The sequence below is a fragment of the Parapedobacter tibetensis genome, assembly GCF_024704835.1.
In the GTDB taxonomy this organism is placed as follows: Bacteria; Bacteroidota; Bacteroidia; order Sphingobacteriales; family Sphingobacteriaceae; genus Parapedobacter; species Parapedobacter tibetensis.
Genome location: NZ_JAMXBE010000007.1, coordinates 67,873 through 83,428, shown reverse-complemented (window position 1 = coordinate 83,428; position 15,556 = coordinate 67,873). Strand labels below are relative to the sequence as shown.

The following is a 15,556-nucleotide window of genomic DNA, read 5'->3' as shown; positions in this document are numbered from 1 at the left end:
TGAAACCATATTTTATATTTACTAACCCTCGTTCGATGGAACATGCTAAGATTTGGAATTGCTTTTCCACCGTATTATTGGCATGCATAGTTAGTGCTTGCCAGCATGGTGATGGGAACCGTCATGAATTGACATATATTCGAGAAACCTTGGATTTCGCAACCGTTGCCAAGGCTTTTGAAGATCCACCAGCGGCATACAGGACCATGCCCTTTTGGGTATGGAATGATGAGGTGACCAAGGAAAAGATTGATCGCGACCTAAAGCATTTCAAAGAAGCAGGCTTGGGAGGGGTTTTTATACATCCAAGAATGGGGTTGATCACGCCCTACCTATCCGAGCAATGGCATGAATTGTACGCATACGCGGTAGACCAGTCGAAGAGCCTTGGCCTGAAGATCAATATTTATGATGAAAATTCGTTTCCCAGTGGGTTCGCCGGGGGCCATGTACCTGTCGAATATCCGGCATCGATTGAACATGGTAATGGATATCAACAGGAGAAGGCAAACAAGCTGCCGGACAATGCATTTGAGGAATACGAATTTATTGTCCAGCATAAAGACAACGCGTTTGAAATCGTCAATAAAGGGGATGTCGAATTGGGGCAGACAGGAGCGTACTACCTCTTTAGTAAAACGTATTATGAATCAAACGATCCCTGGTATGGTGGGCAGGCTTATGTAGACCTATTGCATGAAGGGGTTACAGATAAATTTTTAGAAATCACTTACCAAGGGTACAAAGAACGCCTTGGACATGAATTTGGTAAAACCATCTCGGCGGCCTTTTCAGATGAGACGCGTATCCGCCCAACGGAACCCAATAGCGTGCGTTGGACACCGGACCTTTTTCCGCTTTTTGAAAAAAGATGGGGGTATGACCTTAAACCCAGGCTACCCCAGCTGTTGGCTGAATTGGGGGATGAATGGCAGCAGGTAAGGCACAACTACTATACCTTGCTGGGCGAAATGTTCGTTGACCGTTGGGCCAAACCCTATTATGAATTTGCAGAAGCTAATGCTTTGATGTGGACAGGGCATTATTTTGAGCACGGTTGGCCGAGCCCCCGTAACGGGGGAGATTGGGTGGCGTTGGCCGCTTGGCAGCATATACCAGGCATAGACATCCTCTTCAACCGTTATGATGAGCAGGCCGTAGGCACGGTGGGATCGCAATTTGGGAGCGCAAGAGCCGTAAGAGAATTAAGTAGCATCGCCAACCAGATGGGCCGTAGACGTGCGATCAGTGAGAGTTACGGTGCGGCGGGGTGGAATGTAACCTTTAAGGACTTGAAGCGCATAGGAGATTGGCAGTATGTGCTGGGGGTCAATTTTTTAAACCAACACCATTCGCTGATGACCATTGCGGGGGCGCGGAAACGGGATTATCCCCAGTCGTTCAGTTACCATGAACCATGGTGGCAGCATTACAAAGTTTTAGGGGATTATTATGGAAGATTGTCGTGGGTGCTGTCTGCCGGTGAGCAAATCAATAACACACTGGTGCTAGCCCCTACAAGTGCGGCTTGGATGTACCACGCCCCGACAGGCAATCATGATGGTTTCGCGCGCATAGCCCGTGCTTTCCAGCAATTTACGCTTCAATTGGAAAAGGCACATGTCGAATATGATATTGGAAGTGAAAAAGTGCTCGCGGCTTTCGGGGATATTAAAAATGGGCAACTGGTGGTTTCACAACGGAGCTATAGCCGCTTGGTCATCCCTCCGGGTATGGAAAGCATGGATAGGTCAACCGTAGTGCTTCTCCAGCGTTATTTGGAACAAGGTGGTGAAGTGATCCTCGCTGGTGAAATACCTGATTATGTGGATGGGAAGCAGTCGACCGAAGTTATTGAATTGAAGAACTCGACTGAAGCTTCATGGAAAAGACTGACTGACCAACCGTTGATTGAGTACCTGTCTTCCGAGGAATTTGTTGTTACCAAATCAGCGACCGGAAACTTATTTCACCGAAGAATGCAACTGCAGGATGGAGAAATTATTTTCCTTGTCAATACAGACGATTCATTGTCGGCCGAAGCGACCATAACATTAAAAGGGGAGGAGGTCGTCTTATTGGATGCTTTTACTGGTAAAATCAGCCGTTATCCAGTAACATACCAAGGAGAAGGTAAGCTGTCCTTTCATGCTGACATACCACCGATAGGTGAAATGCTCCTATTCGTAAGCCACAATAAATTAAAAGAAGCGCTGATTGACCAAGAAAGCATCGATACCATCCCCTATAGCGAAGCAACTCCCATAGGCGAGATGCAGGTTGTCCGGGATACATCCAATGTACTGACGCTCGATTATGCGGAATTACTATTGGATGGGCGGCAAGTATCGTCAGAACAATACGCCGTAAGGGCTGGAATGGAAAGCTATAAACACTATGGCTTCTCGCACGGCAACCCTTGGCATAGAGCGGTCCAATACAAAACAAATATTTTAGACAAAGGCGATTTTCCTTCGAACTCAAAATTGGAAGCTGTTTTCAGGTTCGAACTTGGAGAGGTCAAGCAAGAGGTCAAAAATTCATTAAAACTTGCTATCGAAAGGCCCCAACTTTGGAATGTTAAAATCAATGGAAATTCCGTCAAACCCATTGAGGGGAGATGGTGGTTGGATGAGGAAATCGGTGTATTTGATATTGGGGAATGGGTGAAGGAAGGCACGAATGCCATCAGCCTGGAAGTTTCACCCATGCATATCCATGCTGAACTTGAATCGGTGTACCTTTTGGGGGCGTTTTCATTGAGCCCGCTGGAAAAGGGCTGGCGAATCGAAGACCAAAAGCCCTTGACATTGGGAAGCTGGCACAGCCAGGGATTGCCATTTTATTCCTATGGCGTTTCCTACTCCCAAACGTATTATATTGACCGTAACATGAAGAATGGAAATCCCAAAGCCCGAGTCAAGTTAGATGCATGGGATGGAACCGTTGCAACCGTTTCCGTTAACGGAAATGAAGTTGGTATTATCGCTTGGCCGCCATATGAGCTGGATATCAATGGGGCATTGAAGCAAGGCGAAAATGTCGTGAAGGTAACGGTTTTGGGAAGTCACAAGAATTTATTGGGACCGCATCACAATAATCCATCCCATTGGCAAGCGCAACCTGCCATGTTTATGGCAGCACCAGATAAGCAACCACCGGGTCTGTCCTATGATGTCCTGGATTATGGGCTATACACCAACTTTACATTATTACTGGAGAATGACGATGAAACAACTTAGCTGTATAAATCCGGGAACATTTAGTTACATCGATACCCCGATGCCCCTATGGAAGGCAGGGCATACCCTACTGAAGATACGGCAGATCGGTGTATGTGGTACGGATATCCATGCCTTCGAAGGCACGCAGCCCTATTTTAACTATCCACGTGTTTTGGGACATGAGGTCTCTGCTGAAATCGTTGAAACCGCCGCGCAGGGCTTTCGCCGAGGAGATCGGGTAACGATCGTGCCATACCTTTCTTGTGGATCATGTATTGCCTGCCGTAATGGAAAACCCAATTGCTGCACGGATATTAAGGTATGTGGCGTCCATGTCGATGGGGCCTTGTCGACTCATTTTCTAGTGCCAGACGCTTACTTGGTGGCCGGAAACGGATTTTCCGATGATGAGTTGGCGCTGGTCGAACCATTGGCCATAGGCGCCCATGGTGTGCGCAGGGCATCCATATCACCTGGAGAGTACGTGCTGGTTGTCGGTGCGGGGCCAATTGGCTTGGGTACCATGGAAATGGCAAGGATTGCTGGTGCAGAAATTATTGCCATGGATGTCAACCCCAAACGATTGGAGTTTTGCCGCGATAAGCTTTCAATAGCACACACCATCGATGGCCGGGATGACAAGGTGCTGGAACAGTTGAGCGAACTTACAAATGGCGATATGCCTACTGTTATCATCGATTGTACTGGAAATCAATATGCCATCAATCAATCATTTTCGTATTTATCGCATGGTGGAAGGTATGTCCTGATTGGATTGCAAAAAAACGCGATTCTGGTAAACCATCCGGAATTTCACAAACGGGAAGCGACATTGATGAGCAGTAGAAATGCAACCGTCGCAGATTTTGAACATGTACTGACTTGTCTTCGGGAAAAACGGATTGTTCCCGACTTGTATGTGACAGACAAAATTCCCTTTGAGGAAATCGCCGATTTTTTTCCGAATCTTTTGGACCCACAAAGCAAGACGATAAAAGCCATGATTACCTTTTCTTAGCTTTTAATTCTTGGCTTGGAAACGATTGCGAGGATTTATTTTGGGTTTTCTTTGAATGCCCGAGGTTAAAATGTTAGCATTGCAATAGCTAACCAATAGCTTATGTTATCAATATAAACATGAAGAGTGTAGTTTTTTTTGCGTTGATGTACCTGATAGTAGGATTTTCCTTGTCCGCTAACGCACAAGAAAATCCCTATATATTGAATGTGGAAATTTTGCAATCGCATGTTGAATCGTTCAACGTGGATGATGCAGAGCATGTGGTAAACCTGATTTCAAACGATCAATCTTTGGATTGGCTAGCATCAAACATACCGCTTTTTGAATGCCCGGATGATAAACTGACGGAAGTTTATTACTACAGGTGGTGGAGTTTCAGAAAACATTTGAAAGAGACCCCACAGGGTTTCATTTTTACGGAATTCATCACACCGGTAAAACATGATGGGCCATTCAATTCCATCAGTTGCGCGTTAGGGCATCACATCTACGAGGGGCGTTGGTTGAAAAACACAGTCTACATCGATCAGTATATTGACTTTTGGCTTAAATACGAACAAAAACAGCCGGATTCCAAATTCCACAATTTCAGCAACTGGTTGTCTGATGCCGTGTATAACTATTACTTAGTCAAAAGAGATACGGCGCAGTTAACCGCTTTATTGCCCTTGCTGGATACGGAATACCAGCATTGGGTCGATACCCGTTCGCTGGATAATGGGTTGTTCTGGCAGCATGACGTCAAGGATGGCATGGAAGAGTCCGTTAGTGGCGGAAGACGTGAAAAAAATGCACGACCCACGATTAATAGTTACATGTATGGCAATGCGGTGGCATTGCAGCGTATGGCGGCAATCGTAGGCAACCAACCACTTGCACAAAAGTATAAAGATGAAGCCAATCGAATTAAACGTTTGGTGGACGAAAACCTATGGGATTCAGCGGGAAAGTCCTATCGGACAAAACTGGCTGCGGATAGCAGTTTGGCACCCCGGGAAGCGATTGGCTTTATACCCTGGTATTTTAATATGGTGGATGACCGAGGAGAATTTGCCAAAGCATGGAGTCAAGTTATGGACACCATGGGATTTAAGGCTCCATGGGGATTGACCACAGCCGAACGTAGGGAGCCTACATTCCGCACACGAGGTTCGGGCCATGGATGTGAATGGGATGGGGCATTGTGGCCTTTTGCCTCTACGCAAACCCTCAAGGCACTTGCCAATCTATTGTCATCCTATAAGCATCATGGGGACATGACCAAGGCCCTATATTATGAAGAATTGCGCAAATATGCCGAATCCCACCAAAAGGATGGCAAATTATATTTGGGAGAATACCAGGATGAGGTGACCGGTGAATGGCTTAAGGGTGACAATCCCAGAAGTGAATTTTACAACCATTCTGGATTTATCGATTTGATCATCAACGACCTTATCGGGCTAAAACCAAACGATGAAGGGAAATTGGTCTTGAAACCGTTGGTTCCGAAGGGCAAATGGAAATGGTTCTGCCTGGACCAAGTTCCATATCAAGGGAAGCTACTGACGGTGTTGTGGGATGAGCATGGAAATAAATATGGAAAAGGTAAGGGGCTGCGGGTATTCGCAGATGGCAAACAAGTTGCGTTTAGCGAGAAATTAACACCCATATCGGTTGATTGGTGAATCCCATTTTAAGCTGGTTTACCAAAATAAGAATTACTTGAGGNGCGAGAAATTAACACCCATATCGGTTGATTGGTGAATCCCATTTTAAGCTGGTTTACCAAAATAAGAATTACTTGAGGTATGAAACCGAGATGTAAATAATAATATTGACGCACAGGGCAACAATTATTTACATCGAGCTCTCATCAACCGATAAAAGAAAAATAATTAGATGAAAACAGCAGTATTGATCTTATGGATTATCATATGGTTTACCGCATCTCACGCCGATAATCACAATCCGTATAATGTATTAGACTATGGTGCCAAGAATGATAGCACCATGATCGCCTCAGACGCGATTAGGCGGGCTATCAACGAGGCTTTTGTTGCCGGAGGAGGAACGGTCTATTTCCCTGCTGGGAAATATTTGACCGGGCCAATCCACCTCCAAAGCAATATTACCCTGCACTTAGAAGCTGGTGCCGAATTACATTTCAGCGATGATTTTGACCATTACCTGCCTATGGTGCCCAGCAGATGGGAAGGAACCGATGTCGTCAATTTTTCCCCACTCATCTATGCCAATGGTGCAGAAAATATCGCCATAACAGGGCGGGGGAGTTTGAATGGGAATGGCAAAAAATGGTGGCAGTATTTCTTCGAGCGCATTTATGGCACGGATGCTTCCGAACCATTGTCCCATTGGCAAGAAGAATTTTTCAGGAACAATAAAGATGTCCTGCATCCGGATGTCCCCGGATGGATTGAAAAGGGGTTTTTAAGACCGCCATTTATTCAATTTATGCACTGCAAGAATGTATTGGTGGAGGGTATTACCATTACGAATTCCCCTTTCTGGACACTGAATCCCCAATATTGCGAAAATGTCAACATCCATGGTGTCACCATTTACAATCCACCATCTCCCAATACCGATGGTATCAATCCGGAATCCTGCCGCAACGTGCGCATTGCGAACTGCCATATTTCCGTCGGGGACGACTGCATCACCATTAAATCGGGGAAGGACCGATCGGGAAGGCATGCGGCCGCTCCAGCCGAAAACTACACCATTACGAACTGCACCATGCTTCGTGGGCACGGCGGGGTGGTCATCGGAAGTGAAATGTCAGGTGGCGTAAAAAATATTGTTATTGACAACTGCATATTTGATGGGACACACCGGGGGCTACGGATCAAAACCGCGAGGGGACGTGGTGGTGTGGTAGCGGGTATACGGATGAGCAACATCATAATGCGGGATATCAAAGAACAGGTTATCGTGCTGAGTATGCAATATGCTGAAACCGAGCCTGAGCCTATTTCGGAGCGTACGCCGGTATTCCGGAATATCCATTTCAGTAATATCACCGCACAGGGAAACGAAGCCATTGTATTGGATGGATTGGAGGAGATGCCGATAGCCGATGTATCCTTTTATGATGTCAATATCCAAGCGAAAACGGGCGCATTCATCCGCCATGCTATCCAAGTGGATCTGATTGGTGTACGCATTACCACCGAAGAGGGTCCGTCGGTGACGGCCAGTTCGGTGAGGGGTATGGAGATTTCCGGAGTCAAGACACCAGTGGCCCATCCATCTACGCCGGTATTGCAGCTTACGGATGTGCAAGATGTGTTTATCCATGGGGCGTCGGCAGCGAATGGCACTTCAATTTATTTGCAGGTGGAAGGATCCACCACCAAGGGCGTGGTGCTGAAGAATAATAACTTGGGCCATGCCTCCGAAAAAATAGTGATAATGGATGGTGCTGAAGTATTGGACTACGATCAAGATAAAGCTAAATGAACCGGATAAGCATAGTCATTGGAGTGTATATATTTCTTGGTGTGGCTAGCGCTTTGGCTCAATCAGGGTCGACACCGCAACGGGTGCTATGGTATGACAGTCCTGCCGATAATTGGAATGAGGCCCTTCCAATAGGTAATGGTCGGATTGGGGCCATGGTATTTGGGGGTGTAGCTAACGAGCGGATACAGTTTAACGAAGAGACCCTGTGGAGTGGGGGACCAAGGGATTACAACCACCCTGGTGCCAGCACTTACCTGCCCAAAATCAGGAAGCTTCTGCAAGAAGGTAAACAGCGGGAAGCAGAAAAAATGGCATCCAACCACTTTATGGGGCAGCTATCAGCTGAAGGCGATCGTATGGCTTGGTTCAATCAAGTGAGACAGTTAGGGCCGGAACTAAGAGAACGATTCCAACCGGAGTTTGATGATTCCCATTGGCGCGAAATGGTACTGCCCACACACGGTGGATGGGAGGTGAGTGGAATACAGGGGATAGAAGGGTTGGATGGTGCCGTTTGGTTCCGAAACAGTTTCCAGCTTACAGCTGAATTGGTCAAACAAGACCTTATACTTGATTTAGGGAAAATTCGCGACCGTGATTTTACCTACCTCAACGGTGAGTTGATTGGTTCGATGGAGGGAGCCAATGAAGGCAGGAAGTACCACATACCGGCAGGTACCCTTAATGTGGGGACGAATTACCTAGCGGTACAGGTCATCAATTATTACGATAAAGGGGGCTTCGTAGGGTATAATGATGCCACTGTTCCATTGGCAATCTATCCAGTAGGAACCTCAGCTAAACAAGGTGTGGCACTGCCGACCCGTTGGACGTATGTTATCCAGGATGAGAACCCTCCGCAAGTGGGGCGATTCCAGGCAGACTACCAACCCTTTTCGGACTTGCTTCTCGATTTCGGTGAACCTAAAGATGTCCAGGATTATCGGAGAGTATTGGATATCAACAATGCGATTTCCACGGTTTTCTATCGCTCAGAAGGAATCCAGTATACCCGGGAGTATTTTGTAAGCCATCCAGCCAACGTACTGGTGGTAAGGTTGACAGCTGACAAGCCTGCGGCCATTTCATGCAATGCTTCCCTGTACAGTCCCCATGTTAATTCACATACCACCAAGATTGACAACCATACGTTGGGATTATCACTGCAAGTAAAGCATGGCGCCTTACGAGGAACAAGTATGCTTTCGGTGTATACCAAAAAGGGTAAACAACAGGTAACCGATGGTCAGATTGAGGTATCGGGTGCAGATGAAGTGATCATTTATCTCGCCGCTGCAACCAATTTTGTGACCTATGAGGATACTTCCGGCGACCCACATGCCCGTTGTCGAGAAACGTTGATGAGCTTGACTGGCGATATGTTTCCCGAGGTCCGCCAAGGACATATCACTGATTACCAACATTATTTCAATACCTTTTCCATACGGTTTGGGAATGGTGCGTCGAATGACTTGCCAACCGATGAGCGGATTGAACGTTTTGCAGCACATGGCGACCCAGATTTGGTTGCCTTATATGCACAATACGGCCGGTATCTCTTGATTTCCTGTTCACGGCCGGGAACCCAAGCAGCCAATCTACAGGGGATATGGAATGAATTAATGACTCCCCCTTGGGGAAGTAAATACACGACAAATATCAATGCGGAAATGAATTACTGGCCGGCTGAATTGACAGGGTTATCCCAGTTGCATGAACCGTTCTTTGACTTGATCGATGATGCTGCAAGTCAAGGGAGAAAAACAGCCGCCATCCATTACGATGCGCCGGGATGGGTAATCCATCACAATACCGATCTATGGCGGGGCACAGCGCCCATAAACCATGCAAACCATGGGATTTGGTTGGGAGCCCCGGCCTGGTTCTGCTTCCATTTATGGGAGCGGTATCGATTTACCAATGACACCGCTTTTCTCCGGGAACGAGCCTACCCATTGATGAAGGAGGCAGCTCGGTTTTACCAAGCTGTTTTGGTGGAAGATCCCAAGACGGGTTATTTGATCAGCACACCATCAAACTCCCCGGAAAACGGTGGATTGGTAGCAGGGCCTGCCATGGATCATCAACTGATTCGGTCATTGTTTACCAATTGTATCAGATCAGCACAATTATTGGAAAAGGACCAGAAATGGGCTGCCGATTTACAAATTCTTTTGAGCAAGGTAGCACCCGATCATATTGGACAATATGGGCAGCTTCAGGAATGGCTGGAAGATGTGGATGACCCTGAAAATACACACCGGCATGTATCGCATTTGTGGGCAGTTCACCCGGGAGATGAGATTAATTGGGAGGACAACTCAACCCTGATGGAGGCCGCACGAAAATCGTTGCTGATGCGAGGAGATGAAGGTACCGGATGGAGCCTAGCATGGAAGATAAACCTCTGGGCACGGTTTAAAGATGCTGATAGAACCTATAAATTAATCAGCATGCTCATGGCGCCTGCCCACGAGGGTGGAGGATCTTATCCCAATATGCTGGATGCTCATCCACCATTTCAGATCGATGGTAATTTTGGAGGGACAGCGGGTATTGTGGAAATGCTTTTGCAGAGCCACACGAGATACCTAGCGATATTACCTGCTTTGCCAACACAATTGGCTACAGGTCAGGTAAGTGGAATCCGCGCACGAGGGGGATTTATCGTCGATTTGGAATGGGAAGCGACCAAATTGACTAAGTTGGTTGTCAATTCCATCAGTGGGCATCCCGTATCCATCAAGTACGGGGATAAAATGGTCCGGCTTGAAACGGAAAAAGGAAAGACCTATGTACTGGATGCCAAATTGAACTTGCAGTAGGATGACGTGAAGTTTTGAGCAAAATTTTCAATTGGGTAGTAATGCTAGGTAATGGCGATGGTAATATCCTATATGATGAAGGTAAAAAAATATAGAAATAACAGAGACTGACCAAGTAACTTTGTGATACAATCGTATGGTTGACAATTATAAGCTATTACAGCTAGTTTAAATTTTATTGGATATTGGTGATATCTGTGTCTGCATACTTTTTTAAGTGTTAAAACGACATCATATTTCTTTATATCTATAATAAGAACAAATGGCATGAATAATTTACGTTCTTCTTTTCATGGTATACTATTTTTTCTGATTATCCTGTCAGGTAGCTTGCAGGCCCAAGACAACCAGGTAACGGATGAATATACCCGTGTGGTAAACGAGCGCGCAAAAAAAATTGTGGATAGTTTAGCCATAAACGATAGCGCAGAAGCCCGTGCAGTGCAGCAGATTATTGCCAATCAATATATACAACTCAATCAGGTCCATGACCACAGAGACCAAGAAAAAGCACAGCTTCGAGAACGTTACAGTGAAGATAAGAAAGTGCTTGAAAAGAAAATCGAGGAACTTGAAAGCCACACCGAAAAAAGGGTTTCCGAACTACACCACAGCTTTTTAAATAAGTTGGCCAAGCAAATTGACGAACAGAAAATAGATAGAGTGAAAGATGGGCTAACCTATTATGTGATGCCGATAACGTACCGAAATTACTTGGAGATGTTGCCTACGCTTACGGAACGTCAAAAATTGCAGCTATGGGAATACCTGAAAGAGGCTAGAGAAATAGCCATGGATAAAGGTTCGTCAAAAGAAAAACATGCGGTTTTTGGAAAGTATAAAGGAAAAATAAACAACTATTTATCGGCAGAGGGGATGGAGACAGAAGAAGCCCGGCGGGTTTGGGAGGCCAAATTGAGGGGGCGGCAGAAAGGGTAGCGTTAGGTGGAATTTCCACCGGTAAACTGGAATTATGAAGACCAAAATAGCCAATTAATAACCGTAAAAAGGGGAGGATCATGATAATACTTTACAGGTAATGAAAAACCGTATAGTTGTACAGTGAATGTCCATCTGGGCTGTACATCTGCGTTTTTGGGGCCAGATGGGATTATAAACCAAATTTATCTAAAGTTTATGTCAATTTTTAACAATAAGGCTTTATATGGGGCTATCAAGCGGGCAGTCGGCTTAATATGCATGCTTGCCTTGATACTGAACCCGCCACCAGCCCTAGCGAAAGCAAATGATTCGCGGACGCTGTTTGTCAACATTACGGGTACGGTAAAAAATGAACGAGGCGAACCGTTGGCTGGGGTTACCGTAACGATCAAGGGGACAAATACGTGTACGGCCACAGATGAAAATGGAGTATTTCGGATCAAGTGGTTTGCCCAAACCGGCAATCCCGAAGCAAGCGGCTCCAACGCCTTTGAGTACAGCACAACGGACTTTATGGACGTACGAGGTGGTTGCTTTTTTATGTTGAATGCGTTTGGTCCTGTTGACGCGGCTTGTGGAAATATGGTAGCCGTTTAATGAAAATAAAATGAAAAATGCAGGATATTTGCTCTTGTTTTTTATAACCGAAATCTGGCTGGTTGGCGGTCTTTATGCCCAGGATGCGTTGCCTGTGGTGAAGGTAGACTTTAACATGAGCGGTAGACCGCGACAAGAGGTCGAGTTCGAATTCCCAAATCCCACCTATGTTCAGTGGGTAGTGGGTAGACCCACCGCCGACACCGTCATGTACAATGGGATTACTTTTATTGTGAGGAAGGGATCCGAGGGAGAACAGCTCGCACCGACTTACTACAAGGCATCTGTACAGGCTGGTCATGACGAAGCAAAGTTTACGAATGATGGGATTTCGGTGAACCATGAAGATGTTGTAGGACGGGTGTCTATCGACCTCATTATAAAAGGGTTGCCGGCCGGACAACATTCCTTGAGGACATTTCATAACATGACCGATAATCTTATCCCGGAGAATGTCTGCCCGATGGATATCTATGTCAATAATCAACTTGCCGTGGATGGTCTGGTGCCTACGGTCCGTCTGGAAAAGATTACCGAAATTGCAAACACGGAACTGCAATTAGACGTAGCGGGGGGTGAGGATGTCGTCATTTCGTTCAGCGCGGAGCTATCGGGGGAACAGCCGGTAAAGAAGGTAATCATCAATGGATTTCACCTCAATGCCGTAGATGTGTCGAATCTTGCCCGGGCGGTCGATCCGGTAACGGGAGATGAATACCTTGATGTGCCGCTTGGAGGAGACTATACACTGACCTGGCAGGGGGCACCGATAGCGAATTCGCACGATATTTATTTTGGAACGGACTCGATGGGTATCACGACGGCCGACCGTAATTCGCCATTCTTTGTGGGGAATCAATCCAGATCGGATACGACCTATACCGCAACAGATCTCCATAGTATGGATAGTTATTATTGGCGGATAGACGAAGTGGTCAGTGATAATGAGGTACATAAAGGAAGCACATGGAAGTTCAGGACCGCACAATTGGCTTTTCCGGATGCGGAAGGTTTTGGAAGATTCGCAAGAGGAGGACGGGGAGGAAAAGTGGTCTATGTAGATAATCTCAACGATAGTGGCCCGGGTAGCTTGAGAGCGGCAGTAACCAACGAGGTGGGACCAAGGACGATTGTGTTTAACGTGGGTGGGGTAATACACCTCGAATCCAGGTTGGTATTGAGCGACCGATATGTGACGATTGCCGGTCAGACCGCCCCGGGTAAAGGAATCTGTATCCGTTCAGCTCCATTTGGAATCGGTGCGGATGACGCGATCGTTCGATTTATAAGATTAAGGTTGGGCGCTGGACCTACTGCCGATGGTATGGGCATGAACGGCGATCACTCCATCATGGATCATTGTTCAATCAGTTGGACGATTGATGAGGCTTTCAGTTCAAGGGGTGCGAAAAACATTACCCTGCAACGCACGCTGATCTCGGAGGCATTAAATTCAGCGAACCATAAAAATTATCCCGAAGGGAACGAACACGGCTATGCGGCCACCATTGGCGGTAACATGGGTAGCTTCCATCACAATTTACTGGCGCATTGCTATGGACGGAATTGGAGTTTGGGTGGACAACTTGACGCGAATAATAACCTGGCAGGTAAACTGGATATCCGAAACAATGTGGTTTATAACTGGGGTAGCAGGGCAACAGACGGAGGAGCCCACGAAGTGAACTTTGTGAATAATTATTATAAACCTGGTGCGGGAACCAAGCGGCTCCCGGAGATTTTTACCATGCAGCATGAAAATATCGGCCACGGTACCCAGCAGTGTTATTTTACTGGAAATGTGGTTCCCGGTGTGTTTGATGAAACCAACCAAGAGGTAGGTCGACGCGCGCAATATAGCAACGGCGCTACCAAAAAATATGAAACATTCGTCGACGCGCCATTTTTTGAGGCGCCGGTGACGACGCAACCTGCCGCACATGCGTATAAAATGGTGCTTTCGGATGTCGGCGCCAACCAGCCTTTCTTTGATGCGCACGATACCCGAATAGTTCATGAAACGTTGACCGGCACGTTTTCCTTACGGGGAAGCAAGACCAATAAGGCAGGATTCCCAGATGATGAGGCAGATTCCGGAGGCTTTGAAACATACCCCGAGGTCGCTCGAGAAGAAAACTGGGACAGTGACCGGGACGGGTTGCCCGATTGGTGGGAAGAAATGCATGGCTTGAATCCGAATTCGGCACCGGGAGATTTCGTCGATGCAAATGGAGATCCCGATGGAGACGGGTTTACAAACCTAGAGGACTACCTGGAATGGATGGCAATGCCACATTATCGTTCAGCGAATGGTGATACGGTATATATTAATGTCAGGGAGCTCGCCCGTGGATTTGGTGACCATGCGTCCTTTTCGGTTGCTAATTTCATTAACGGTTCGGGATCAGTAACTGACGGGGTTGTTGAGTTTACGCCGGCTGGAAAGGGGTTGTGTTCCTTCGAATTCAATGTTTCTGACAGTGCGGGACATGATATGACGCGAACGGTTAATATCGCTAGTTGGGTTGACCAGAATCCGGAACAGAATCACTTGCAGGTTGATCCTGCCTATGAAGAAGTTGCCCGTGGGCGCGCGGCAAAGATCGTAAATCAAATGGGAATTAATGACGAGGGGAAAGCACAGCGGGTAACGGATCTTGTGGCCGACCAGTATATCGGCCTGAACCGTATCCACACCAAGCGGGATAACGCCCTGGAGCGCAGACCCGATAACGCGGATCGCATAAAACGCGACGCAGAAAGCGCGGTATCACAACTTCATCAAACCTTCTTGGATAAGCTTGCGGTTGAACTTGATGAATCACAGATTGAATCGGTCAAAGATGGCATAACCTATCGCGTGGTGCCGCTCACATTTGAAAACTATCAGTTGATGATACCCTACCTCACAGAGCGGCAAAAAGATACCATGCTGTTTTTATTGAAAGAGGCTAGGGAGCTGGCCATGGATGGGGGTTCGTCTGATGAGAAACATGCCTGGTTCGGGAAATACAAAGGTAAAATTGCGAATTATTTGTCGAAAGAAGGATACGATCTGAAACAGCTGGGTAATGACTGGGCCGAGCGACGCAAGAAGGACGACACCACGCTTGCTATCGAGGCCTCCAACCGGATTGTAGCAACCTTAGCCCTTGAAAACAGCGCGGTGAAAGAAAGGGTGAGAAATTTAATTGCACACCAGTATCAGCGAATCGAAGGCATTCAGGTCGAACGGGACAGCCTATTGGCGATCGCAAACGCTTCCGGACCTGAAAACGGCCAAGTGGATGAACGAGTTGCCGCATTGGAGACAACGAGCAAGGCGAAGTTCGAGGCGCAACAAGCTCGGTACCTAAGCAAACTATCCGAATGGCTTAGTGAGCGACAGATCGGGATCGTGAAAAAAGGAATGGCCGATATGGTGCAACAAAGTGGATCGTAGCGAATGAAAGTGGTTGCCGCTATACCAGGTATATCAGGTC

General features: G+C 46.8%; 8 protein-coding genes. All 8 read left to right on the top strand.

Annotation, left to right across the window (positions count from 1 at the left end; translation table 11 throughout):
- Positions 1-35 precede the first annotated feature (35 nt).
- Positions 36-3,242 carry a glycosyl hydrolase gene (locus tag NF543_RS13215; RefSeq protein WP_257668614.1) on the top strand — a complete coding sequence of 1,069 codons (3,207 nt, stop codon included), beginning with the start codon at positions 36-38 and terminating at the stop codon, positions 3,240-3,242.
- Entirely contained in the window at positions 3,229-4,242 is a 1,014-nt protein-coding gene (locus tag NF543_RS13210) for a zinc-binding alcohol dehydrogenase family protein (RefSeq protein ID WP_257668613.1), read from the top strand. Before NF543_RS13215 ends, NF543_RS13210 begins: the two co-directional genes overlap by 14 nt.
- A gap of 119 nt (positions 4,243-4,361) precedes the next feature.
- Positions 4,362-5,912: an MGH1-like glycoside hydrolase domain-containing protein gene (locus NF543_RS13205; protein ID WP_257668612.1), complete on the top strand. Its 1,551-nt coding sequence runs from the start codon at positions 4,362-4,364 to the stop codon at positions 5,910-5,912.
- A gap of 214 nt (positions 5,913-6,126) precedes the next feature.
- Complete coding sequence (locus NF543_RS13200) at positions 6,127-7,707, top strand: glycoside hydrolase family 28 protein (protein WP_257668611.1); 1,581 nt, start codon at positions 6,127-6,129, stop codon at positions 7,705-7,707.
- The gene (locus NF543_RS13195; RefSeq protein ID WP_257668610.1) at positions 7,704-10,535 is read left to right on the top strand and encodes a glycoside hydrolase family 95 protein; all 2,832 of its coding nucleotides are present in this window, start codon (positions 7,704-7,706) and stop codon (positions 10,533-10,535) included. Before NF543_RS13200 ends, NF543_RS13195 begins: the two co-directional genes overlap by 4 nt.
- Positions 10,536-10,802: 267 nt before the next feature.
- Positions 10,803-11,474 carry a DUF3826 domain-containing protein gene (locus NF543_RS13190; RefSeq protein WP_257668609.1) on the top strand — a complete coding sequence of 224 codons (672 nt, stop codon included), beginning with the start codon at positions 10,803-10,805 and terminating at the stop codon, positions 11,472-11,474.
- A gap of 198 nt (positions 11,475-11,672) precedes the next feature.
- Positions 11,673-12,074: a carboxypeptidase-like regulatory domain-containing protein gene (locus NF543_RS13185; RefSeq protein WP_257668608.1), complete on the top strand. Its 402-nt coding sequence runs from the start codon at positions 11,673-11,675 to the stop codon at positions 12,072-12,074.
- 10 nt (positions 12,075-12,084) lie between these two features.
- Positions 12,085-15,516, top strand: coding sequence for a DUF3826 domain-containing protein (locus NF543_RS13180; protein ID WP_257668607.1), 3,432 nt, complete (start codon positions 12,085-12,087; stop codon positions 15,514-15,516).
- The last annotated feature ends 40 nt before the right edge of the window (positions 15,517-15,556 follow it).

Bases quoted from the DNA above. Each gene is read 5' to 3' on its own strand.
- NF543_RS13205 (WP_257668612.1), top strand. From the start codon at position 4,362: ATGAAGAGTGTAGTTTTTTTTGCGTTGATGTACCTGATAGTAGGATTT.
- NF543_RS13200 (WP_257668611.1), top strand. From the start codon at position 6,127: ATGAAAACAGCAGTATTGATCTTATGGATTATCATATGGTTTACCGCA.
- NF543_RS13215 (WP_257668614.1), top strand. From the start codon at position 36: ATGGAACATGCTAAGATTTGGAATTGCTTTTCCACCGTATTATTGGCA.
- NF543_RS13210 (WP_257668613.1), top strand. From the start codon at position 3,229: ATGAAACAACTTAGCTGTATAAATCCGGGAACATTTAGTTACATCGAT.
- NF543_RS13180 (WP_257668607.1), top strand. From the start codon at position 12,085: ATGAAAAATGCAGGATATTTGCTCTTGTTTTTTATAACCGAAATCTGG.
- NF543_RS13195 (WP_257668610.1), top strand. From the start codon at position 7,704: ATGAACCGGATAAGCATAGTCATTGGAGTGTATATATTTCTTGGTGTG.
- NF543_RS13185 (WP_257668608.1), top strand. From the start codon at position 11,673: ATGTCAATTTTTAACAATAAGGCTTTATATGGGGCTATCAAGCGGGCA.
- NF543_RS13190 (WP_257668609.1), top strand. From the start codon at position 10,803: ATGAATAATTTACGTTCTTCTTTTCATGGTATACTATTTTTTCTGATT.